Source organism: Paenibacillus sp. 22594, from assembly GCF_052044425.1.
In the GTDB taxonomy this organism is placed as follows: domain Bacteria; phylum Bacillota; class Bacilli; order Paenibacillales; family Paenibacillaceae; genus Paenibacillus_AQ.
The window spans coordinates 1,282,766-1,306,489 of record NZ_JBQENA010000001.1 but is presented as its reverse complement, the minus strand read 5'-3'; the positions used below and the strand labels follow the sequence as shown (position 1 = coordinate 1,306,489).

Annotated in this window: 12 protein-coding genes; 9 read left to right on the top strand and 3 right to left on the bottom strand. The window is 50.5% G+C overall.

Translation table 11 applies throughout. From position 1 onward, the window contains the following. Positions 1 to 687 precede the first annotated feature (687 nt). Positions 688 to 8,286, top strand: a complete 7,599-nt coding sequence (locus tag ACTJKB_RS05935) for a pullulanase (protein WP_440832429.1) — start codon at positions 688 to 690, stop codon at positions 8,284 to 8,286. 148 nt (positions 8,287 to 8,434) lie between these two features. Here ACTJKB_RS05935 and ACTJKB_RS05930 read toward each other — a convergent pair whose 3' ends face one another. Further along, positions 8,435 to 9,466 (bottom strand): LacI family DNA-binding transcriptional regulator, encoded by a 1,032-nt coding sequence (locus tag ACTJKB_RS05930; protein ID WP_440832749.1) that lies wholly within the window; start codon positions 9,464 to 9,466, stop codon positions 8,435 to 8,437. Positions 9,467 to 9,769: 303 nt separating this feature from the next. Between ACTJKB_RS05930 and ACTJKB_RS05925 the strand changes: the two genes are divergently transcribed. After that, positions 9,770 to 11,269 carry a DUF5605 domain-containing protein gene (locus ACTJKB_RS05925; RefSeq protein ID WP_440832427.1) on the top strand — a complete coding sequence of 500 codons (1,500 nt, stop codon included), beginning with the start codon at positions 9,770 to 9,772 and terminating at the stop codon, positions 11,267 to 11,269. Between the two features lie 11 nt (positions 11,270 to 11,280). Continuing rightward, a complete protein-coding gene (locus ACTJKB_RS05920; RefSeq protein WP_440832426.1) occupies positions 11,281 to 12,315 on the top strand; it encodes a Gfo/Idh/MocA family protein in 1,035 nt (344 codons plus the stop codon). Between the two features lie 242 nt (positions 12,316 to 12,557). Here the strand turns inward: ACTJKB_RS05920 and ACTJKB_RS05915 are convergent, their stop codons facing one another. Further along, complete coding sequence (locus ACTJKB_RS05915; RefSeq protein WP_440832424.1) at positions 12,558 to 14,303, bottom strand: alpha-glycosidase; 1,746 nt, start codon at positions 14,301 to 14,303, stop codon at positions 12,558 to 12,560. Positions 14,304 to 14,747: 444 nt separating this feature from the next. Further along, positions 14,748 to 15,146: a hypothetical protein gene (locus ACTJKB_RS05910; protein ID WP_440832423.1), complete on the bottom strand. Its 399-nt coding sequence runs from the start codon at positions 15,144 to 15,146 to the stop codon at positions 14,748 to 14,750. Between the two features lie 28 nt (positions 15,147 to 15,174). On the opposite strand from ACTJKB_RS05910, the gene ACTJKB_RS05905 reads away from it, so the two are divergent. The 6 genes from ACTJKB_RS05905 to ACTJKB_RS05880 all read left to right on the top strand — a co-directional run bounded on the left by ACTJKB_RS05905 (position 15,175) and on the right by ACTJKB_RS05880 (position 23,712). Then, positions 15,175 to 16,512, top strand: coding sequence for a sugar ABC transporter substrate-binding protein (locus ACTJKB_RS05905; RefSeq protein ID WP_440832421.1), 1,338 nt, complete (start codon positions 15,175 to 15,177; stop codon positions 16,510 to 16,512). Between the two features lie 114 nt (positions 16,513 to 16,626). Next, the gene (locus ACTJKB_RS05900; protein ID WP_440832419.1) at positions 16,627 to 17,940 is read left to right on the top strand and encodes an ABC transporter permease subunit; all 1,314 of its coding nucleotides are present in this window, start codon (positions 16,627 to 16,629) and stop codon (positions 17,938 to 17,940) included. After that, entirely contained in the window at positions 17,937 to 18,785 is an 849-nt protein-coding gene (locus tag ACTJKB_RS05895; RefSeq protein WP_440832418.1) for a sugar ABC transporter permease, read from the top strand. The genes ACTJKB_RS05900 and ACTJKB_RS05895 overlap by 4 nt, the downstream gene beginning before the upstream one ends. A gap of 102 nt (positions 18,786 to 18,887) precedes the next feature. Then, positions 18,888 to 20,942 carry a methyl-accepting chemotaxis protein gene (locus ACTJKB_RS05890; protein ID WP_440832416.1) on the top strand — a complete coding sequence of 685 codons (2,055 nt, stop codon included), beginning with the start codon at positions 18,888 to 18,890 and terminating at the stop codon, positions 20,940 to 20,942. Between the two features lie 196 nt (positions 20,943 to 21,138). Then, entirely contained in the window at positions 21,139 to 22,089 is a 951-nt protein-coding gene (locus tag ACTJKB_RS05885; RefSeq protein ID WP_440832415.1) for an AraC family transcriptional regulator, read from the top strand. A gap of 108 nt (positions 22,090 to 22,197) precedes the next feature. Continuing rightward, positions 22,198 to 23,712 carry an alpha-glucosidase/alpha-galactosidase gene (locus ACTJKB_RS05880; protein ID WP_440832413.1) on the top strand — a complete coding sequence of 505 codons (1,515 nt, stop codon included), beginning with the start codon at positions 22,198 to 22,200 and terminating at the stop codon, positions 23,710 to 23,712. Positions 23,713 to 23,724: the final 12 nt, after the last annotated feature.

Genomic DNA, 23,724 nt, shown 5'->3' with positions numbered 1-23,724 from the left:
TGAATTGTAAATAGTGAAACTCTTGTTCAGGGATATGATTAGTGGTTCTGCAGGACAGCCGGAGACGCATGCTTCCCTGGAATTTACCTGTGAGATCAGGTGATTAACAGGGGGAGAGGGATTGTTCCACGGAGGCTGCAGAAAGGGTTGGATGTATTTTTCTGTCATCAGCTATGTAAATGAACGGACTTGCTAATGGTTGTTCTGATCTGGATTTTTCAAACCCGATGAGCCACAGTGTTGTGCAATATTGTGCAAATTCCGTCAGTGTTTGTGTGCAAATAGTGCCTGTTGCAGAATTGGAATTCTAGATGAGGTCTACATATTCATTTGGAAATGTTTGTTGACAACGCTCCAGATAGAGGATTAGTATGTTGAACAGAAATGAAAAGCGCTTACAATCACTAGCTTTGCTTGATTATCCTTTCTCTATCCCTAATTTTATATGGCTTATCCGCCACACACCAATTTTTGCAAACGTTTGCGCATAAACGGAGTAAATCAGCGGATAGCAGACAAAATTATTTGGCCGGGGGGAGTTAGGTGACGGGGATTAAAAGGGGGGGATTAGAGAGGGTTAAGGGGATTGAAGCCGCAATGAACAGCACGAACCGGCCCAAGAATGAGCGGTGAGATGGAAGAACAGCTGCTTTTCAGGCAAATTCAATTACGGGGGGTATTCGCACAATGAAACGAGCGTTATGGGGCAAGAAGGCATTTGCCATCTGTATGATTATGGTTTTTGTATGTTCTTATTTCTCTTATCCGGTCAATGTGAAAGCGCAAACGTCTAAAGTCGTGCTTGTTGGCAATCTTCAATCGGAACTATCAACGGAGGCAGCGCCTACAAGTGACTGGAATCCGGATGCCAGCGTGACACAATTAACCTATGTGGACAATGGAATGTACAAGTTCACGGGAACCTTGCCGGCAGGTGTATATGAATACAAGATCGCCTTGAACGGCACATGGGATGAGAGCTACGGATACAGCAGCTATACCCATCCCGCCGGAGTCAATAAAGACGGCAATATTGAGTTAACACTTACTGCCGAGACTAGCGTAACCTTTTATTATAATGATCTCACCAAGAAAATCGCTGATTCCACGTACTATACTCCTCTTTCGGTTGATAAGCTGCCGAGGCTGACAGGAACACTGCAAACGGAGCTGGGCGATGCCCGGGATTCTTCTCCGGCTGACGCGGGAGCCACGTTGACCGATCCTGATTTTGACGGGATCTATGAACGGGTGGCCGATCTGCCTGCGGGAGAATATGCCTATAAGGTGTATGTTCCCGGAGATACCCCTGAAGCAGGTAAGCTCTATCCAGACCAGGATAAGACCCTGAAGCTTCCTGCCGATCTGAAAGTCACGTTCAGGTACAATGCACAGGACCACGGGGTCAGTGCCTCTTTTACAGCGCCGGCTGTACCCGGAAAGGTGATTCCTGTACCGGAGGGGCAACTGCGGATTCACTACAACCGCCCGGCCGGGGATTACACCGATCAGGGACTGTGGCTGTGGGATGATGTGGCTTCACCTTCTGCAGGCTGGCCGGCAGGGGCAACCCCTTTTCCTGAAGGGCAGACCGATGCTTATGGAGCTTATGTCGATGTGCCGCTGAAGGCGGGGGCCAAGAAAATCTCCTTCCTCGTCGTCAACCGCAGCACACAAGCCAAAGACAAAGGCGACAAGCTATTTACTATCAACACACCGCAGACCAATGAGCTGTGGATCAAACAAGACTCGGATGTTGTGACTCCTTACGAACCGGTGTTGCTTCCAGCCAATACCGTGAGGGTCCATTATACGAGAGAGGACAGCAATCAGAATCAATACGGCTTATGGCTGTGGGATGATGTGGCTTCGCTGCCGGTCACCTGGCCGGGAGATGCAACTCCGTTTCTTGCGGAGCATACCGATGCCTACGGGGCCTATGCCGATATTCCGCTAAAGGCAAATGCCAAAAAAATGGGTTTTGTGGTGGTGAACCGTTCCAGCGGTGACAAGGACGGAGGCGACAAAACGTTCGGTCTGCTGGACCGCTACAATCAGCTGTGGATCAAAAAGGGCGATGATCACGTGTATGTGTCTCCTTTTGGCGAACTGCCTGTGAGTCTTGCCTCGGCGGAGGTCCTGTCTACCAGCAAGATTCTTCTGACCTTTACCTTAACAGATGGACTGGACGCTGCCGGGATGAAATCTGCCATAACGGTCACGGATAAAGCGGGCACTCCGGTTCCTGTCACTGCCGTGACGATCAAGAGCACGACTTCAGTAGAGGTGGACACAGGAGCTTTTGAACTGGATCAATCTCCGCTTAGTGTGACTTATTCCGGGAAAAGTGTATCCGCTTCCGCAGGCTGGAGAATGCTTGATGAAATGTACAATTACACCGGAGATGATCTGGGAGCAACCTATCATCCGGCGGACAAGTCGGCAAGCTTAAAGCTCTGGGCACCTATGGCCAGCAGTGTAGTGGCGAATGTTTACAGCAAGACCGACGCTGCTGAAAAAGTCGGACAGGTCAGCCTGACTCCAGGCGATAAAGGCGTCTGGTCGGTGGAGCTAAAGCCATCTGATCTGAGTGGTGTGGGGGATGTGCGTGGCTACTACTACCAATACGAAGTAACCAATAACGGCGTAAGCAAGCAGGTACTTGATCCTTATGCCAAGTCAATGGCTGCATTCACTGTCGATACCACGGGTGCGGCAGGTCCTGACGGTGATAAGGTAGGTAAAGCGGCAATCGTTGACCTCAGCGGGACGAACCCGCCGGATTTCAAGGCAGGGGCTATTGCTGGCTACCAAAAGCGCGAGGATGCTGTTATTTACGAGGTTCATGTGCGGGATTTCACCTCTGATGTATCGATTGAAAGCCAGCTGGGCGGCGAACGCTGGGGCTCTTACGCGGCTTTTGAGAAGAAGCTCGATTATATCAAATCCCTGGGCGTGACCCATATCCAGCTGATGCCGGTGATGGCCTGGTATTATGGCGACGAGACGAAGATGGGCAACAGGGAATCCGCCTATTCAACCCAGAACAATGAGTACAACTGGGGGTATGATCCGCAGAGCTATTTCTCACCGGATGGGGCATATTCACAGCATCCAGCCGATCCCGAAGAGCGGATCAAGGAGCTGAAAGGCCTGATTGATGCGGTCCATAAGGCGGGCATGGGGGTCATTCTCGATGTCGTGTATACCCATATGGCCAAAAAAGATTTCCTGGACGACATCGTGCCGAATTACTATGCCTTCCAGGATGCGAACGGCAACTTCATCGGGGGGTTCGGTAACAATCTGGCGACCAGCCACAAGATGGCCGAGAAGCTGATGGTGGATTCCGTCAAATACTGGTTCAACGAATATAAAATAGACGGCATGCGCTGGGATATGATGGGTGACGCGACAGCAGATGCCGTTCAGGCAGCCTATGATGCTGCTGAAGCGATCAATCCGAAGGCGCTGTTCATCGGAGAAGGCTGGAAAACCTTCGGCGGGGCGGCCTCCGATCCGGTACTAACCGGCAAAGGTGCAGACCAGTCCTGGATGGACAAAACGGATAGTGTCGGTGTATTCTCCGATGAATTCCGCAATGAGCTGAAGTCCGGCTATGGCTCGGAAGGGGAGCCGCGATTGATCACGGGCGGAGCACGTTCTATCGCCACGATCTTCAACAATATCAAAGCACAGCCCTCGAACATTCCTGCGGATGATCCGGGCGATGTCGTGCCGTATATCGAAGCCCATGACAATCTGACGCTGCATGATGTCATTGCACAGTCGATCAAGAAGGACCCGTCAATAGCCGAGAATGAGCTGGAAATCCAGAAGCGGATCCGGCTGGGTAATCTGCTGGAGCTGACTTCCCAAGGGACAGCCTTCCTGCAGTCAGGCCAGGAGTATGGACGCACCAAGCAGTGGAAGGCAGCGGGGGTGCCCGAGCAGAAATATACGGAATTGAAGGACGGGAACGGGCAATCCTTTGGCTATTTCATCCACGACTCCTATGATTCTTCGGATGCGGTCAACCATTTTGATTGGGCCAAAGCAACGGATGAAGTCAACTATCCTGTTCAGAATACAACCCGTGCTTACACGGCGGGGCTCATTCAGCTGAGACAATCCACCGATGCGTTCCGGCTTGGTGACAAAAGTCTGGTAGACTCCAATGTCAGCCTGATCACAGCGCCTGAGATCAAAGCAACCGATCTGGTGATCGGCTACAAGAATAAAGCGACCGATGGAACCGGGCTCTATTATGTCTTCATGAACGGGGACAATACAGCAAGAACCCTGACGCTTTCCGAGGATCTGACCGGAGGGCAGGTGCTTGTGGACAACGATCAAGCGGGTACAGCAGCGATCCCTGCGGGGAGCCAGACGGGCTTTACGCTTACAGCGAATTCGATTACGCTGGCCCCGCTTACTGCCGTGGTGATCCGCAAGGATGCCGCCGCCGCTGTTCTGGCTTCTCTAGGAACGGACAGCCCAAGCTATTCGCTCCAAACCGGCAGCACGCATCAAACGGCTGTAATGGCTAAATATGATGATGGCAGCTCCAGAAAGGTCACCGATAATGCGGCCTATATCTCCAGCAATCCGCAGATTGCCACGGTGACAAACAAAGGACTGGTCAAAGCCGTTAAGGCAGGTGCAGCCACTATTACAATCTCCTATGGCGGCCTCTCCACCAAGGTTACTGTTGAAGTGACCAAAGATGCGGTGGATACCAAAAGGTATGTCCAAATCACCTATGTCCGCGACGACAAGGATTATACAGACTGGAATCTCTGGGTGTGGAATACGGGGGTCAAAAACGATCAGATCGATTTCACCACCTTCAAGGACGGCAAGGCTAGTGTGCGGATTGAGGTGGCACCGAATGCCACAAGTGTGGGCTTTGTGCTGCGTAAGGGAACAGACTGGAACACCGGCAAGCAGGATTATCCGGATGACCGGGTTATTCCGCTGACGGCGGGCGAAGCTTTTACCAAGGTGATTGTGACCAGTATGGTAAAAGAGCTGGATATCAAACCGGTGATTAACGGTCCGGTGATGAAGGATGGGACGATTACCTTCCGGTACCGGGATGATGCCCTGTTCCGCAGTGATAATCTGACTGCAATCAGCGGGGTTAAGGTCAAAGTGAACGGCACGGAGTATCCAATGGTGTACGAAGCGGCCAATGAATGGTTCAGCTATCAGCTGAAGGATGTGCAGGAAGGCACGTATAAGTATACCTTCCTCGTGACTAAGGACGGAGTGACCGAAGAGCTGACCGACCCGAAAAACACCGTGAACGGTGAATCGGCCGCAGTCTATCATATCCCGGCAGTCACGATTACTGCATTGACCCAGCCGGAGGCAATTAACTCCAATGAAAATGCAGTGGTTACCGTTAAGGCTGCTTCAGCGGAAGATGTATCCTACGTGGACGGTTATATGGATCTGACTGCCCTCGGCGGCCCGGGTGCAGTGAAGCTGGATACAGCGCTCATGAAACAGACGGTTGCGGTTAAGGACACTGTGCCAGCGGGGATCAAGACCATCCCGATCACGCTAATGGATCAATACGGGAATTCGCATAAAGGTGCAGCCAAAGTCGAAGTAAAGGCTAGAACGTATACAGATGACCGGCTTGATTTTGACTGGGATGAAGCCCGGATCTACTTCGCGCTGACTGACCGGTTCAAGGACGGGGATACCTCGAATAATGCCAATGTCGACAAGACCCATCTGGAAGCCTATCACGGCGGAGATTTCCGCGGAATGATCGACAATCTGGACTATCTTCAGGAGCTTGGCATTAATACTCTCTGGATTACCCCGATTGTAGACAATATCGATTTCAACAAGGGTGTTGATTTCGGCGGTACGCAGTATGCTTACCATGGCTACTGGGCCAAGGATTTCACCCAGCTGGATGAGCATCTTGGCGATATGGCAACGTTCAAGGAACTAATCGAGAAAGCCCATGACAAGGGCATCAAAATTATGGTGGACGTTGTGCTCAACCATGCCGGTTACGGCCTAAAGGCGGAAGATAGCTATCCGGGCGTTACGGCTGAGGATAAGGCACGTTTTGAAGGTATGCTCCGCACAGACGGTGTATCCGCTGACACCGACCCGGTTAAAGGTGAATTGGCAGGGCTGCCTGACTTCAAAACCGAAGATCCGGCAGTGCGCAAGACTGTCATCGATTGGCAGACGGGCTGGCTGGACAATGCCCGGACAGAGCGCGGAGATACCATCGACTATTTCCGTGTGGACACAGTGAAGCATGTGGACGGTACAACCTGGAAAGCGTTCAAAAATGCGCTGACCGCGATTGATCCGGAGTTCAAGCTGGTCGGAGAATATTACGGCGGTACTTTGGACAACGATGGCGGTAACCTGAAGTCTGGCCAGATGGACGGACTGCTTGATTTTGGCTTCAAGAACGCCGCAAAAGACTTTACAGACGGGAAGATTTCAGCTGTGGATACGTATCTGCAAACCCGGGAAGCACAGATGGACAACACTGGAATGATGGCTCAATTCCTGAGCAGCCATGACGAGAACGGCTTTTTGTCCAATGTTGTAGGCGGAGACAAGGGCAAGCTGAAGGTGGCTGCCGCGCTGCAAATTACGGCCAAAGGACAGCCGGTTATCTACTACGGGGAAGAGCTGGGCCGTTCCGGTGCGAATGCCGGAGACATGTCCAAAGGAGAATTCAGCGAGAACCGCGGGGATATGCCTTGGGATCAGCTGAGTGCGGAACAGGGCCTTCACGACCACTACCAGAAGCTGCTGAACATCCGTGCGAAGTATTCGCAGATCTATTCCAAAGGTGTGCGCACCAAGCTGGCCGGCTCGGATGAGCTGGGTTATCTGGCTTTTGACAAGCAGTATGGAACTGAACATATTGTAACAGCGATCAACACGAAGACAGAGGCGGTATCCGTCAGCCTTCCTGTTCCTTTTGCCGCGCAGGCTGCAGTGGTGGATGAATACAACGGCAAGACGTATACGGTATCTCAGGATCAGAAAGTGACGGTTGAGCTGCCGGGCAGGGATGACGGCGGGACGGTTATTTTGACCGCAGTGCCGAAGGTAACACCGACGCCAACTCCGACACCTGTGTCTACGCCAGTCTCGTCTTCGGCTGTTGTACCGACAGCGGTACCTGCTGCAGATACGCAGGTTGTGAGCGGAGACACTCTGAAGAATGGCAAGGACGGTAAAGTCAATGTGGAACTCGCTTCAGGCAAGCAAGCAGTGCTATTGCCGCTTCAGGCTGCAGCCTTGCTGGGGTCGAATGATCTGGTGCTCCATATGAATAGTCTCACAATCACGCTGCCCGCCCGGGTTCTGGGTGGAATTCAAGGGACATTGGCTGGTGCGGATGCGGAGGGTGCGCAGATTCTATTAAGAGCAACGCCGCTGCAAGACAATGCATCAAGCGCTCTGCTGGCTGGTCTAAGTAAGGACCATACGGCTGTAAAAGCGGCATCGGATGTCTATGAGTTCAAGCTTGATATTGTGCGCAAAGACAGTATGCTTCTTCCGGTAACCTCATTTGCAGAACCGGTTACGTTAGCCTTCCAGATTAAAGGAAACCCCGACAAGGCGCTGCTTGGTATCTACTATCTGGGTGACAGCAACCATTTGGAGTATGCCGGAAGTGCGCAGCAGGGGGATGTCGTCACTGCTGAGGTTACACATTTCAGCAAATATGCAGCGCTTGAGATCAACAAATCCTTCTCGGATGTTCCGGCTGGCCACTGGGCAGTGACGGCGATTAAATCGCTCAGCGCGAAGCAGGTGATTTCGGGGGTTACGGCTTCCGAGTTCAAGCCGGGAACCTCTGTCACCCGTGCGGAATTCACCGCACTGCTCGTACGGGCGCTGGGACTTCAGGCTGACGGGCAGGCTGCATTTGCGGATGTGAAGCCAGATGCCTGGTATGCTTCCTATGTGTCCGCAGCAGTCCGTCAAGGGATTGTGACTGGACGCAGCAAGGACTTGTTCGCTCCGGGTGCAGCAATCAGCCGTGAAGAGATGGCTGTCATGATCATTCGGGCACTGGAAGTGAAGCAAGGTAAGAAGATGGAAGCTGTAAATGGCAGCCCGGCATTTGCCGATGCTACCAGCATCAGCTCATGGGCAGCTGTTTATGTCCATGCTGCTGCAGAGCAAGGGCTTTTGCAGGGCAGAGCGGACAACCGGTTCGCGCCGAAGGCATGGATGACCCGTGCTGAAGCTGCACAGGTGATCTATAGATTGCTTGGGAAGTAGCCATTCGGGAAGGCCTCAAGAGCTGACTACATCAACAGGAGTAAATCAACAAATCAAATAACACCTAAAGGGCACTCTCCACCTGGAAGAGTGCCCTTTAGGTGTTGGAAGATATATTCTTGTATCTTTATTTGAGACATCATAATCATTAGTGGGAAAAGTCCTGCCGCTTACAGGAGGATCGCTCCATAAAACGGGTATCGATTTTAATTTTTGCGCTCACGCCTGAGCTTGTGTGAAGTGAAGTCAAGAGGTCAACAGCCCAATACGCCATCTGCTGTTTTTCTACGTGAACGGTGGTCAGCTCTGGCGTCAGAACGAGAGATTCGTTGATATTATCGAATCCGACGACCGATACATCCTCTGGAATCGACAAGCCAAGTTCAGCGAGTGCCTTCATGGTGCTGATGGCTATATAATCACATTCACAGAAGAAAGCGGTAGGAAACGGTTGTCCATTATCCATTAATTTGCGCAATTTTTCCCTTAAGGGTCCTTGGGAAGTGAACATGGTTGGAGGCACAGCCACAATATTGCTTGTGGAAATCTCCAAATGATGCTCGGCCAACGCAGACAAAAACCCTCGTTTGCGCTCATCAAAGTTGTGAATCCGTTCCTCGGAGGCAATATACCCCAACTGCTGATGTCCCAGCTCTGCCAAATATTTGCCGGCTTGATATGCCCCCATAAAATTATTGATCTCTACAAAATGAACCGGAAGCGAATCGAAGCAGGTATCCAAGACTACCAAGTTGGGCAGTTTGTCCGCAATATCCGAAATTCGAGGGGCATGTAAATTGGTGCCCAGAAGAATGATTCCGTCCGTCCGTTCGGTCATAACAGTCTGAATGCCTTGTTCATAGCTGTTCTGTTCAATCGCAGAGAAGATCAGTGTATATCCTTTAATCCGGCAGCGTTCTTCAATATGATGAATGAGTTCTCTGAAAAAGGGCTGCTGATAATATTCCTCATGCACAAGTCCATCATTGGTAAATACCAAAAAACGCAGGGACCTGCCGTTGCTTTCGCCAGGGGCTTTCTGTTTTTTTAACTTATAGCCTACTTCATCGGCAATGCGAAGGATTCTCTCGCGTGTGTCTTGTCCAATTCCAGGCTTCCCGGACAGTGCCAAAGAGACTGCACCTTTGGATACTCCGGCAAGCTTAGCAAGTTCCTCCATATTCACAGGTTTTTCCTCCGTTCGTATTTTGTTTAGTTTGTTTAGTATATAATATATTTCTTTATTTCGCAATATAATCGCTATATTGACGATCTATTTGACTTCGTATAAGATACATTTAAGCACATTTTTTGTATTATTATATGTTTTGTTTAGTTGTTTTGTTTAGTTCTTTTGTTTAGTTGTTTTGTTTAGTTAGTTTGTTTAGTTACTTGTTTTGTGTTTTGATTTGCCTTTTTAGTTCATTTTAGCTCTTTTATGGATCGATTATATTCTTTACAAAAGTTGAAAGGAGCTTAGGTTATGACGGATAGAACACAAGGAAAGGTCTCCATTACGATCCCGGAGAAGGTGTCCAAATGGGGAGTATGTGAAATTGTACTGCATGAAGGGCCTGTACAGGGCAATCCTTTTGTGGATGTTGTCTTGCATGCAGCGTTTACTTATGGCGGACACTCTGTTCAGACCTCCGGGTTCTATGATGGAGAAGGTGTATACCGCATCCGGTTTATGCCTGACAGAGAAGGCACGTGGTCGTTCAGAACCAGCAGCACAGAGCGCGCTCTTGACGGAATTGAAGGTGAATTTGAATGTGTAGCTGACGACACAGGGAATCATGGCCCGGTCCGTGTCAAGCATACCTTTCATTTTGCCTATGAGGATGGAACCCCCTATTTTCCGGTCGGTACTACATGCTACGCCTGGACCCATCAGGGAGATGAGATGGAACAGGAGACATTGGCAACGTTGGAAGCGAGTTCATTCAACAAACTGAGAATGTGTGTTTTCCCTAAATCGTACTCCTACAACGCCAATGAGCCGCTATACTATCCATTTGAAGGATCGATTGAGCAGGGCTGGGATTACACCAGGTTTCATCCGGCTTTTTTTAGGCATCTAGAGGAACGGATTGTCAATCTTGGCGATCTTGGAATAGAGGCTGACTTGATTCTATTTCACCCCTATGACCGCTGGGGGTTTGCTGATATGGGGAAAGAAGCAGATGACCGTTATCTCCGTTACATTGTGGCAAGACTGTCGGCTTATCGGAATATTTGGTGGTCACTTGCAAATGAATACGATTTCATGGAAAGTAAAACCGCTGAGGACTGGGAACGGTTCGCTCAAATTGTAACAAACAATGACCCGTATGGGCATCTGATCTCCAACCACAATGGTATCCGATTTTACGACTTCCATCAGCCTTGGGTGACGCATTGCAGTATTCAACGCGTTGACGTATACAAGACAGCCGAGAACACAGAGGAATGGAGAAAACAATGGAATAAGCCAGTAGTGATCGACGAATGTGTATATGAAGGCAATGTGGAACACGGTTGGGGGAACATTACCGGGCAAGAGATGGTCCGGCGCTTCTGGGAAGGATATATTCGCGGGGGATATGTCGGGCATGGGGAGACGTATCTGCATCCGGAGGATAAAATTTGGTGGGCCAAAGGCGGCCGGCTCTACGGAACCAGTCCAGAGCGTATAGCATTTCTACGCCGAGTAATGGATGAAGGGCCGGCAGACGGCCTAAACCCGTTGACTTCCGATTGGGATCTGCCCCGCGCCGGGATTGAAGATGAATACTACCTGTTCTACTTCGGATTCAATCAGCCCAAGTTCCGTGAGTTCAAGATGAAACCAGGCATTCGCTATCAAATTGAACTGCTCGATACCTGGAACATGACTGTTGACAAGCTGGAGGGCAGCTATGAAGGCCATTTCCGGATCGATCTGCCCGGGCGGATGTACATGGCAGTTAGGATGACGCGCTTGGAAGATACCAGCGGCCGATAGGGGGGAAGGATATGTGGAAAATAGGTGTGGTGGGTGCCGGATATTGGTCGGATAAGCATTTGAAAGCTTGGCAGCGCATCCCTGGCGTTCAGATTCAAGGGCTGTGCGACCCGGATACGCTTAAGCTGCATAAGAAAGGAGAGATCTATGGTCTCTCTGCCGATACGCTGTACGCCAGTTTGGATGAAATGCTGGCTAATGCCGATTTGGATGTAATTGATATTATTACGGCACCGGGTACCCACCCTGAATTAGTAGGCAGAGCGGCTCAAGCAGGAAAGCACATCATGTGCCAGAAGCCTTTTGCCCGTTCCATAGAGGAAGCAAGACACATGGTAGAAACCGCCAAGGGCGCGAATGTACGGTTGATGGTCACAGAGAATTGGCGCTGGCTGCAGCCGATCCAGAAAATCAAACAAATGCTTGTTGACGGTGTTGCTGGACACTTGAACACGATCCGTTACATCCATACCGATTATTATTCCCCGCGCTTTGCACCGGAGAATGAGCTTCCGCAACCGTTTTTTCGGGAGATGCCCAAGATGCTGTTCTATGAAATGGGGGTTCATTGGTATGATACCTGGCGTTTTCTGTTTGGGGACCCCAAACGGCTGTATGCTGAAACCAGACGAGTCAGCCCTTACATTAAGGGAGAGGATGCCGGACTGATAACCCTGGGATATGAGGATTATATGGGATTAATGGATATGAGCTGGGCAACGCGGCAAAACCTGCCGGACAAGTTAACAACACCTGTGCTTCCCAATCATCAGGAACAACTGATTATCGAGGGTGATAAGGCAACGGTGAAGCTGTATAGCAACGGCACCATCAGCGTGATTGACAACAATGGCATCGAAGTCAAGGTTTCGGAAAACAACAGCCTCGATTTTGAAGAAAGCCATTACCGTCTGCAATCTCATTTCATAGATTGTCTGAACACGGGCGAGGAATTTCAGACGAGTGGAGAAGACAACTTAAAAACGCTGGAGCTTGTCTTTGAAACTTACAGGAGCGCAAAAGAACATAGAGTCATTCATTTTTGACAGCAGCGTCAAAGATGGCGTCGTCGAGCCGATTCCACGGCGGCACCATTGGCAAGCAAAGCTGGTCCATAGTAATTTTTAGTACATTTCCCGCTTAACCAGCGTTCCATTCGCGGAGCGACCGCACTGAGCGAGAACATCCATCTAAATCCCAAAAACAGGGGGTGCAGTTCAAAGCCATTTTACGCGGCTTTGAACTGCACCCCCTTCGGATTCATAACTCGTATAGCTGCCTTGTACTATTACAGCAGCGCCTTAAGCACCGCATACCCGTAGGCAGGCAGCTTAATCGACAGCTTGCTGCGGTCGGCGCGCAGCGCTTCGCCTGTGAATAAGTTCTCCCAGTTGCGGTCTTCCACATCAAGGCGGAAGGTTTGCGCTGTTTCCTCTGTGTTGACCAGTACCAGGATGATATCGTCACCCAGACGTCGCTCATAAGCCAGCTTGCTGCCCTGTCGTCCGGCTTCCAGGAAGGTGAAGCTGCCGGTACGAAGCGCCGGATGACTGCTGCGGATTTCAATCAGCTTGCGGTAGTAGCTGAACAGGTCCAGGTCCTGATTCTCAGGATTCCATTCCATGCATTTGCGGCAACCGGGATCACCCTCACCGTCCATCCCGATTTCATCGCCATAGTAAATGCAAGGTGTGCCCATGAAGGTGAATTGGAACAACGAAGCGAGCTTTTGCTTGTTCTTGTCTCCTTCGGCCAGGGTTAAAAGACGCGGGGTGTCATGGCTGTCCAACAGGTTGAAGGCCACTTCACTGGCCTGCAGCGGGTAGCGGGAGAGCTGTTTGCCAATGGCGTTGGCGAAGCCTTCAGCATCAAGTGTGCCATAGACGAAGAAGTCGAGCACCGCATCGGTGAACGGGTAATTCATGACCGCGTCGAATTTGTCGCCTTCCAGCCATGGTGCAGATTCATGCCAGATTTCGCCCAGGATATAGGCATCCGGGTTCGCTCTTTTGACGACCTTGCGGAAATCGCGCCAGAATTCATGATCTACCTCGTTCGCAACATCGAGCCGCCAGCCGTCAATGTGGGCCTCGGTAATCCAGTATTCCGCGACCTTCAGCAAATAGGCCTTCACTTCGGGGTTCTCGGTGTTCAGCTTCGGCATCAACGGCTCAAACGCAAAAGCATCATAGGTAGGAATACTATCCACTACCTGCAACGGGAATTCACGGATATGGAACCAGTCTTTGTAGCGGGAAGCTTCGCCCTTTTCAAGTACATCCACAAAGGGGGCGAAGGTTCGGCCCGAGTGGTTAAACACTGCGTCGAGCAGGACCCGGATGCCGCGTTCGTGGCAGGCGTCGACCAGTTTTTTCAGCGTTTCGACATCACCGAAATGCGGATCCACAGACATATAGTCTTCCGTATCATATTTGTGGTTGGTGGTGGCGGTAAAGATCGGCGTGAAGTAGATACCGGTAATGCCAAGCTCGCTCAAATGGTCCAGATGGTCGATGACTCCCTGCAGATCACCGCCGAAGAAATTCTCCGGTGTAGGCGTTCCACCCCAGGGCTGCACATGGGCCGGATTGAGGCCGGGATCTCCGTTCGCAAACCGCTCAGGGAAAATTTGATAAAAGATGGCGTCCTTCACCCAAGCCGGAGGAGTAAAGACGTCGCCGCGGTTTATGTACGGAAATTCAAACAGACGGTTGGGATTGGAAGGGCGTTCGGTCTGGAAATCACTTTCGGTCATCCAAATGCGTTCATGTCCTTTTTGCAGCAGAAATCCATATTTAAGCCGCCGGTGCTGGGGCACCGAAGAGCATTCCCAATAGTCAAACATTGCATCGGAGGTGAAAAGGGTCATCGGGATCAGTTCCTTGGTGGCATCCCAGGCATATTTGTCTCCAGCCCAGGCGAAAACCTCGGTTAAATCCCCTTTTTTGGCGCGCAGGCGCAGATGAATCGTCTCGTGATCATAGGCATATGACCAGTTTAAGCGCGGACGGTGGTAGACAGCTTCAAGCAACATTTATAATTCCTCCTAAAAGTTTTGTGAGCATAAGCATCCTAGAACAGCTTCGTACAAAACTGGCTTCGGAAGCTCACGCTGGGTTTTGTGAGCATAAGCAACCTGGACGGAATCCCCGCTAAATAGGCCACAGGCAACCCTTAGGTGTTACTGATACATGAGGCGTATGTGACCATAAAAAGGTAAAAATGCAGAAATATGAATCTTTATGCCTTGTTGCACGCTTTTTTTATGCCCTAATGCACCAGCCGGTCCGCTCTATGTCCACAACAAAGAGGCACAACCGCCGCCGGGTAGCTTGTCCGAGGTTGTACCTTTTTGAAGTAACATTGCCTTTTAATTGTTTGAAATTAGGGGACGACAGTGGTGCCATGAGGAAAGGAACAGGCTGCTTATAATGTTTTGGATTATAGCACGGAATAATTATGGGTTCAATACTTTAGTTCAAACCATTGCACAAAATCTAAAGGCATAGAAAACCGGTTTTCTTTTGGGATAAAAAAGATAAATAACATAAAAATAACCATTTATTTCGAATAAACTCCCGCTGAACACAATCATTTCGTGATTAATTACTGTAAAACGGAAAAAATAAGAGTTTCCTTCTGAAAAAGAGAGGAAACCGGTTTTTTTATGAAAAAAACGAACAAATTCGCCTAAATTTACTATGTGCAAACGTTTTTGCAATTTAGATTCCTGTTGTATTATGAAATAGGAAATGAAGCGCTTTCCAGAACTTGTTGAAGCGTATATTGAAGGGGCATCTAAGAATACATACTTTTTTTTTGAATTCCCTGAAATCGTTTGCGCAAGATCTGGGGCATCATCGTAAGCGTGAGGCAAGATACACAAATTAGGAGGGGTTTAAACAATGGAAATGAAAAAGCTCATGGTTCTTACCGCAGCATTCTCTATGGCAGTATCCATTACGGCGTGCGGCTCTAACAACAACGGTAATAACGGGGGAAATGCTGCGGCAACCAATGCACCAACGGACAACGCTACAGCTACTAATGCTGCTACGAACAGCGGCAACACTGCGGCAGAAGGCGAAATTGCACCAGAAGACGGCGCATCCTTGCTTGTATGGGAGAGTAAAGAAGAGAGACCGTTTGCCGAAGAAATCGCTAAACAATTTACAGCTAAATATAACGTTCCCGTGAAAATTGAAGAGATAGCTCCACCGGATCAAGTAGGCAAGCTTACACAGGATGGTCCATCCGGTCTGGCTGCAGACGTAGTACTGATCCCGCATGACAATCTGGGCAAAGCCGCAAGCGCAAGCCTGCTGCTTCCAAATGATATTTTTGCTGAACAGACCAAAGCAGACAACACTGAAGCTTCCATCGTGGGTTCCTCCTACGACGGCGAATTGTACGGATATCCTAGAGCGGCAGAAACCTATGCCCTCTACTACAACAAATCATTGGTCAAAGAAGCCCCTAAATCCTTCGATGACGTGATTGCCTTCAGCAAAACGTTCACAGACAAGGCGAAGAGCAAATACGGAATTATGTGGGAAGTGGGCAACATGTACTTTGGCTATCCGTTCATTGCCACTACCGGCGGTTACCTGTTCGGTAAAGACGGCACAGACAAAGACGATATCGGCCTCAACAACGAAGGTGCCATTGAAGGTCTGAAGACTTTCGTCAAATTGAAGGAAGCACTGCCTGTCAAGAGCGGTGATATCACTGCAGACATCAAACGCAGCTTGTTCAGCTCCGGTGATGTAGCCATGGATATGACAGGTCCTTGGGAACTTGCCGCCTACAAGGAAGCGCTTGGTGACAAGCTGGGTGTTGCCCCAATTCCAACCATTGACGGCAAAACAGCAATTTCATTCTCCGGTATCAAAATTTTCGGTGTCAATGCTTACTCGAAATATCCGAACGCAGCCAAATTATACGCTCACTTTGCGTCAAGCAAGGATGCACAGCTCCTGCTCAATAAATTGATCGGTTCCATTCCAACCAACAATGAAGCGCTGAAGGATGCACAGATTACGGGTGATCCGTACATCTCCGCTTTTGCTGAGCAGGCGAAGAACTCCCAGCCAATGCCGTCCATTCCTGAAATGGGCAACGTATGGAGCCCTGTGAATGCGGCCCTTCCGGAAATTTGGGATAACAACGCTGATCCGAAGGCGGCAATGGATAAGGCCGTTCAGCAGATCAAAGACCTCAATAACGGTTCAACTTCTAAGTAACAGAGGTTTTTAAACAGCACATCAATAGCACATAGTGGATATTCACTCGCCCGCCGCTCCGGGTAGCGGCGGGCGGTTTCCTGAATTCCGCGCGGAGAGGAGAACGGAAGAGAAATGCAGCGACACCGCAGCAGAGCCGCAATACTGTCGACTATTTTTATGGGATTGGGACAAATATATAACCGCCAATTCATTAAAGGGCTTATTTTCATAGCTGTAGAGGCTGGAGCTCTGGTCTATTTCATCGCTAATTTGGGAAGAGCTTTTTGGGGGATTACTACACTAGGGGATTCTCCAAGCCATTTTGTAAAGGTAAAGGGAATTGCGAAAATGGTAGCTGGAGACCATTCCATCGTCATTCTGATACAAAGCTTGATTACCCTGATGTTCTTTGTGTTATTCCTGATTGCCTGGTATATGAATATTAGGGATGCCCATAAAACCGGAGAAGAACGCGATAACGGTCGTCCTTCGAATACATTCAAACAATCTGTACGCTACATTCTGGATTACAAGTTTGCCCAGAGCTTTTTATTGATTCCGGGTCTCGGTATTTTGTTCTTTACGATCATGCCGATTATCTTTATGATCATGCTGGCCTTTACAAACTTCGCCGCACCGGATCATATTCCGCCGGCGAAGCTGGTGGACTGGGTCGGCTTTGAAACCTTCCGCAATCTGCTAGTCCTCAAATCCTGGAGCCATACCTTTTACGGTGTACTTACCTGGACGATTGTCTGGGCGGTTCTATCCACAATTACTACTTATTTCGGCGGGATGCTTGTCGCTCTGCTGATTAATCAAAAAGGCATCCGTTTCAAGGGTCTGTGGAGAATGATTCTTATTTTGCCCTATGCTATTCCGCAGATGATTTCCCTGCTGCTGATGCGCAATCTGTTCAACGGGCAGTTCGGCCCGATCAACCAGTATCTCGGCTATTTCGGACTTGGAAAGCTGCCTTGGCTGACAGATCCGTTCTGGGCCAAGTTCACTGTTATTATTGTCAATATGTGGGTAGGGATTCCGGTATCGATGCTGCTGATTATGGGTGTGCTCACTACGATCCCGCGAGACATGTACGAAGCAGCCGAAGTCGACGGGGCGACCAATTATCAAAAGTTCCGTATTGTTACGCTGCCAATGATCTTGTTCTCTACTGCACCTACGCTGATTATGCAATTTGCCGGTAATATCAACAACTTTAATGCGATCTACCTGTTGACTCAGGGGAATCCGGTTAATGGGGATTACCAGTTTGCCGGATCAACGGACTTGCTGGTAACGTGGCTGTACAAGCTGACGGCGGATCAGAACAAAAATAATATGGCTTCCGCAATAGGCATTATACTCTTCATCATTGTAGCCGGGTTCTCCCTGTACAATTACCGCCGGACCAAATCATTCCAAGAGGAGGATATGATTCAATGATTATCGGACGCAAGCTTGCGAACATTATTCGCTTGAGCCTCAGTTATATTGTTCTCGTTGCGCTGGCGATTGCTGCAATCTATCCGGCACTCTGGATTCTGCTCGCATCCTTCCGGCCGGGCAAGTCTCTGTACAGCAAAACGCTGATTCCCGAACACTTCACGTTAGCACACTACAAGGAACTGTTCACTTCACCAGTCTATATGTTTGGGACCTGGTATGCGAATACCCTTAAGATCGCCGTATTCTCTATGCTGATCGGTGTGGTGCTGACCCTTCTGACCAGTTACGCTCTATCCAGATTCCGCTTCAAAACCCGTAAGACTACCATGTCGGTACTGCTCATTCTCGGGATGTTCCCGGGCTTCATGAGTATGATTGCGATCTATCTGCTACTCAATCAGTTCGATCTACTGGATACGCACATGGCACTCATTATCGTCTACGCGGCAGGAGCGCCCCTTGGCGGTACGCTGATCGCCAAGGGCTTCCTGGATACCATTCCACGATCATTGGATGAAGCGGCGCGTATTGACGGAGCCAGCAATTTCGGTATTTTTGTCCGGATTATTCTTCCGCTCTCCCGGCCTATGATTACCTATATGGCGCTTACTCAGTTTGTCGGCCCGTGGGTGGATTTCATCTTTGCCAAGCTGATTCTGCGGACCAAGGATAACTGGACGGTCGCTGTCGGGATGTGGGATATGGTCAATACGATGCAGAATTCCAATTTCACTCTGTTTGCAGCGGGGGCGGTGTTGATCTCTGTGCCGATTATGATTCTGTTCGGATTCCTGCAGCGTCTGCTCGTTGACGGTTTGACCGCTGGCGCCAGCAAAGGATAGTTGTCTTGCCTGCTTCATGAATCACCGAAACACAAGGTACGGCCTTTATGTTGTCTATTAAGGGCTGTACCTTTATTTTGTCCTGTTGGGAGAGAGTGTGTAATGAAACGGCCGCGTAACTTACGATTTAGATCGGTAGGCATCAAGTTGTTCGTCATTTTGTTCTGTACGATTGTGCTGCTGTCCTCAGTCCTGGGCTTGACCTCTTATTATGCCGCCAAGGGCATTATCACAGATCAGGTTGCTGTCGCCTCCTCACAGTCCATCGTGCAGGCTGCAGACAAGCTGGACTTTTTATTTGCCGAGTATGAAGCACTCTCGCGGCAGTTTGCCGTGGATTCCATTTTAAAAGCAGATATGGAGACGGTGAACCGTCCGGGAGCCGGAACTGTCGCCAAAGTGACGGCTGAGGACCGGATCCGCCGTAAACTAGAGTCGGTGAAGGGCTCGGATGAACGGATGCTGGGCATCCGGCTTATCTCAAGAAACCTGGTGGATGCCGAATCTTACAAGTCGACAGGCATCAGCGCCGTCCGCAGCGACGAAGGCATTCTGGCAAGAGTGAAACAGATTGATGAAGCCAAGGGCGATCCCGTCTGGTTCCCGGTAAGGGCCAAAGGCTTCTTCGATGTGTATGCCGAGTCTTCGCTGACGATGGGCAGGCTATTGCGGAATATCAAGCATCCCGAAGCGGAGTACTACATGTTGATTGAGATCAAGGGCCAGGCGCTTACAGATATCCTCTCTAATCTGCATATCGGGCGTGCCGGTGAGATCCGTATTCTGGACCCGTCAGGAAATATTGTGTACGGATCGGACAACAAGCTGCTCGGCGAATCCTCATACATACACCCTGAAACAGAGTCACCACAGGTGGAGCTTCATTCGTTCACAAGAGAAAATGAGCAGGGTGCTCCTCAGCTTGTGGTCTATCAGCCGCTGGATACGGCCAAGTGGACGCTGATGGGATATGCTCCGGTCAGTGATTTTACCAAATCTGCGGACAAGCTGCTCTACATTACACTGTTGGTTGTCCTCGCTGCGATTGTGATTGCTCTGCTGATCGGCTACCTTCTGGTCCGCCAGATTGGCCGTCCGCTGGGCAAGCTAGCCCGGCTAATGGAGGAAGGCGAGCAGGGCAATCTTCAGGTGCGCACGAGCTTCAAAGGCCAGGATGAGATTGGCCGGCTGGGCCACAGCTTCAACAAGATGATGGAGCAGATCTCATTATTAGCAGGCCAGAGCGGCAGCTCGGCGGCTCAGGTTCTGGCTACCTCGGAGCAGTTGGTGAACGCGTCCAGTACGACCTCCACCCATGCGAGAGAAGTGGCAGCCGCTACGGGAGAAATTGCCCGCGGCGCAGCCAGCCTGGCGCTTGAAGCAGAGAGCAGCAACCACAACGTGGAAATGATGAATCTCCAGATCAAGGAAGTGAAGGAGATCAATCAGGCCATGGATATTTCGGCAGAGAAGGTCATCACAGTCAGTGACCAGGGAGCGGAGCTGATGAAGACACTGGTTTCCCAGAGCGAATCCACTGTGCGGATGATGGATTTGATTCAGGAAAATTCCATCAGACTGAGAGAAAGCACACATCTGATCCGCAGCATCCTGACCCCAATGGTTGCTGTGAACAAGCAGACGAATATTCTGGCGCTCAATGCTTCCATAGAGGCTGTTAGAGCCGGAGCAGCCGGAAGAGGATTCATTGTGATTGCCGACGAAATCCGCGGGCTGGCCAATCAGTCCAACCAATCGATTGCCTCCGTGTCAAGGATTACAGAGGAAATCAGCAGTCATATTGAAAATACGGTTCAGGTTGTGGGCGAGACTGCTCCGCTATTTCGTGAACAGATTTCTTCCGTACGGGAATCTTCTATTATCTTTGAAGATGTCCGGGCAGAGATGGAGCAGTTCATCGGCTATTTGAATGAGTCGTCGGCGTCGGTCACGGCACTGACCGAATGCCAGCACCTGCTGGGTGAGTCCATGGCTAGTGTCCGGGCGGTAGTTCAGCAGACCAGTGCCTCCACTGAGGAAGTGGCCTCCATGTCTTCGCAGCAGTTCATCGTGAGCGAGGAGCTGGTCGCTCTGTCCGGCAAGCTGGAGACGCTGGCAGAGGAGCTGAAGCTGTCGCTGGTTTCATTTCATGGATGAGCTTGATTGAAAAAAAATGGCCCCTGCGTCGAGTCATCGGCGGCGCGGGGGTTTTTTGGCATAGTCTGTTTCCTGTTGTACCTATCCGGTTCTTGTCCTGGCAGGGTTCAAGGGATACACTTGTCCTATATAGAAGGAATTGGGAGGTCTTATAGGAAGGGATGAGCACTCTGCAGACCGAAAGGAGGAGACTTGCATGCCAGAATTAAATGGAAGCCTGTTTCAGCAGGATTTGCTGGAAGGGGAATATGGTCCGCATTTTTTTGCCTACTATTATAAGCAGTGGAATTCATATACGATGGCGTACCATCAGCATCATTCGACGGAGATCATGTACCTGATCTCGGGAAGCTGTATAGTCGATGTGCGGCAGGATGCGGATACGGAGGAACGCTTCCGCCTGAAGCGGGGAGAGCTGATAATGCTCGATGCTAATGTGCCGCACCGTCTGATTGTCGAGGAGGGTACGTCCTGCCGGATGCTGAATGTTGAATTTGGCTTCACAGCTTCTACGGGAGCGACCCCTTCCATTGCCAGACTGGCCGGGGAGGAAGAGGACCTAGCCGGACTGCTGCGTATGCCATTCCGCAGTCTGGTGCTGCCGGACCCTGAAGAGGTATTTCATGTGCTTAAATCGCTTGTACTGGAGCTGGACCGGCATGGCGGCGACGGTGAAGCACGAAGGGCCGGGCAAGGGGGCATAATGATCGGGCTGCTGTTTGCCGAGCTGCTGCTGCGCTTATCCAGACTTCGCCTGGAACAGCTGCAGGCCACCCAGCAACCCTCGCAGCTCTATGTGCGGCGCGCGATTGAATTTCTGCATCAGAATTATGACCGCAGTATTCAGGTCAAAGAGGTAGCTGCCGAAGTCAGCGTTCACCCCGGCTATTTGCACCGCATCTTCCGGGTGCATACGGGCCGGACACTGACGGACTACCTGAATATGCTGCGTATGGAGAAGGCAAAGATGCTGCTGGGACAGAGTGAAATCCCTGTTGCGGAAATCGCTGACTATGTGGGGATCAGCAGCAGGCAGTATTTTCACCTCCTGTTCAAGAAGTACACGCGCTGTACTCCAGTGGAATATCGTAATTCGATAGAACGCTTCTCATGGAGTGATCATCAGCCTACGACTACAGACAGGTGAGGATTGTTGACAGGTTACCGGCAAAATAGTCATGATATTGGTAACGCTTCCCGCGGCCACCTTGCTACAATGGACAGGAACCATTCATTCATTGGGAGGATGATAGCAATGTCTTTTAAAGTAGCTTTTATAGGGGCGGGCAGTATCGGCTTCACCCGCGGCTTGCTGCGTGACCTGTTGACGGTACCGGAATTCAAGGAGATCGAAGTCTCTTTTATGGATATTAATCCTCATAATCTGGAGATGGTCACTGAGCTGTGCCAGCGGGATATCCGGGAGAATGGCCTTCAGATTGAGATCACATCCACGACGGAACGCAGAGAAGCGCTAAAGGATGCGAAGTACGTATTTTGTACTATTCGTATGGGAGGGCTTGAGGCGTTTGCAACCGATGTGGACATTCCGCTAAAGTATGGCGTAGACCAGTGCGTGGGGGATACCTTATGTGCAGGCGGAATTATGTACGGGCAGCGGGGGATTGCCGAAATGCTGGGGATTTGCCGTGATATCCGGGAGGTGGCTGCGCCGGATGTGCTGCTGCTCAATTACTCGAACCCGATGGCAATGCTGACCTGGGCCTGCAATACATACGGGGGTGTACGGACGATCGGACTGTGTCACGGAGTGCAGCATGGGCATCAGCAGATTGCCGAGGTCTACGGGCTGGAGAAATCCGAGGTGGATATTATTTGTGCCGGGATTAATCACCAGACCTGGTATATCTCCGCGAAGCATAATGGCAGGGATCTGACCGCAGGGCTGCTTGAAGCTTTTGAACAGCATCCGGAATTCAGCCGGACGGAAAAGGTGCGGATTGATATGCTGCGCCGCTTTGGGTATTACAGCACCGAGTCAAATGGACATTTGAGCGAATATGTTCCGTGGTACCGCAAACGCAGCGGTGAAATTATGGACTGGATTGACCTGGGCTGCTGGATCAACGGAGAAACCGGGGGGTATTTACGGGTCTGCACAGAAGGACGCAACTGGTTCGAAACCGATTTTCCCAATTGGATGAAGGACCCGGCGCTGGAATACACTTCTGAGCAGCGGGGCGAAGAGCATGGCTCCTATATAATTGAAGGATTGGAGACAGGCAGAGTATACAGAGGCCATTTTAATACCGTCAATAACGGTATTATTGCTAATCTGCCGGATGATGCCATTATTGAAGCGCCGGGATATGTCGATCATAATGGTATCTCTATGCCGCTGGTCGGAGAGCTGCCGCTCGGTCTCGCCGCTGTGTGCAATGTCAGCATTTCCGTACAGCGTCTGGCCGTTGAAGCTGCCGTACATGGCGATGACAAGCTGCTGCGCCAAGCCTTCATGATGGACCCGCTGGTCGGAGCAGTCTGCAATCCGAAGGAAATCTGGCAAATGGTCGATGAGATGCTGGTTGCCGGAGAACCTTGGCTGCCGCAATACGGTGCAGCAATTGCCGAAGCGAAGGCGCGCCTCTCCTCGGGTGAACGGATCCCGACCCTCACTGATAATGCCGGTGCTGCCCGGCTGAAGGTAAAGAGCGTGGACGAAATGATGCAGGACCGTGATGCCGCGAACAAAAACGCCGGTGAATCCGATAAGGGTAAGGATAGAGAGAAGGTAAACTCAGTAGATTGAACTGAAAAATAA

Bases quoted from the DNA above. Each gene is read 5' to 3' on its own strand.
- ACTJKB_RS05935 (WP_440832429.1), top strand. From the start codon at position 688: ATGAAACGAGCGTTATGGGGCAAGAAGGCATTTGCCATCTGTATGATT.
- ACTJKB_RS05930 (WP_440832749.1), bottom strand. From the start codon at position 9,466: ATGGAGGAACTTGCTAAGCTTGCCGGAGTATCCAAAGGTGCAGTCTCT.
- ACTJKB_RS05925 (WP_440832427.1), top strand. From the start codon at position 9,770: ATGACGGATAGAACACAAGGAAAGGTCTCCATTACGATCCCGGAGAAG.
- ACTJKB_RS05920 (WP_440832426.1), top strand. From the start codon at position 11,281: ATGTGGAAAATAGGTGTGGTGGGTGCCGGATATTGGTCGGATAAGCAT.
- ACTJKB_RS05915 (WP_440832424.1), bottom strand. From the start codon at position 14,303: ATGTTGCTTGAAGCTGTCTACCACCGTCCGCGCTTAAACTGGTCATAT.
- ACTJKB_RS05905 (WP_440832421.1), top strand. From the start codon at position 15,175: ATGGAAATGAAAAAGCTCATGGTTCTTACCGCAGCATTCTCTATGGCA.
- ACTJKB_RS05900 (WP_440832419.1), top strand. From the start codon at position 16,627: ATGCAGCGACACCGCAGCAGAGCCGCAATACTGTCGACTATTTTTATG.
- ACTJKB_RS05895 (WP_440832418.1), top strand. From the start codon at position 17,937: ATGATTATCGGACGCAAGCTTGCGAACATTATTCGCTTGAGCCTCAGT.
- ACTJKB_RS05890 (WP_440832416.1), top strand. From the start codon at position 18,888: ATGAAACGGCCGCGTAACTTACGATTTAGATCGGTAGGCATCAAGTTG.
- ACTJKB_RS05885 (WP_440832415.1), top strand. From the start codon at position 21,139: ATGCCAGAATTAAATGGAAGCCTGTTTCAGCAGGATTTGCTGGAAGGG.
- ACTJKB_RS05880 (WP_440832413.1), top strand. From the start codon at position 22,198: ATGTCTTTTAAAGTAGCTTTTATAGGGGCGGGCAGTATCGGCTTCACC.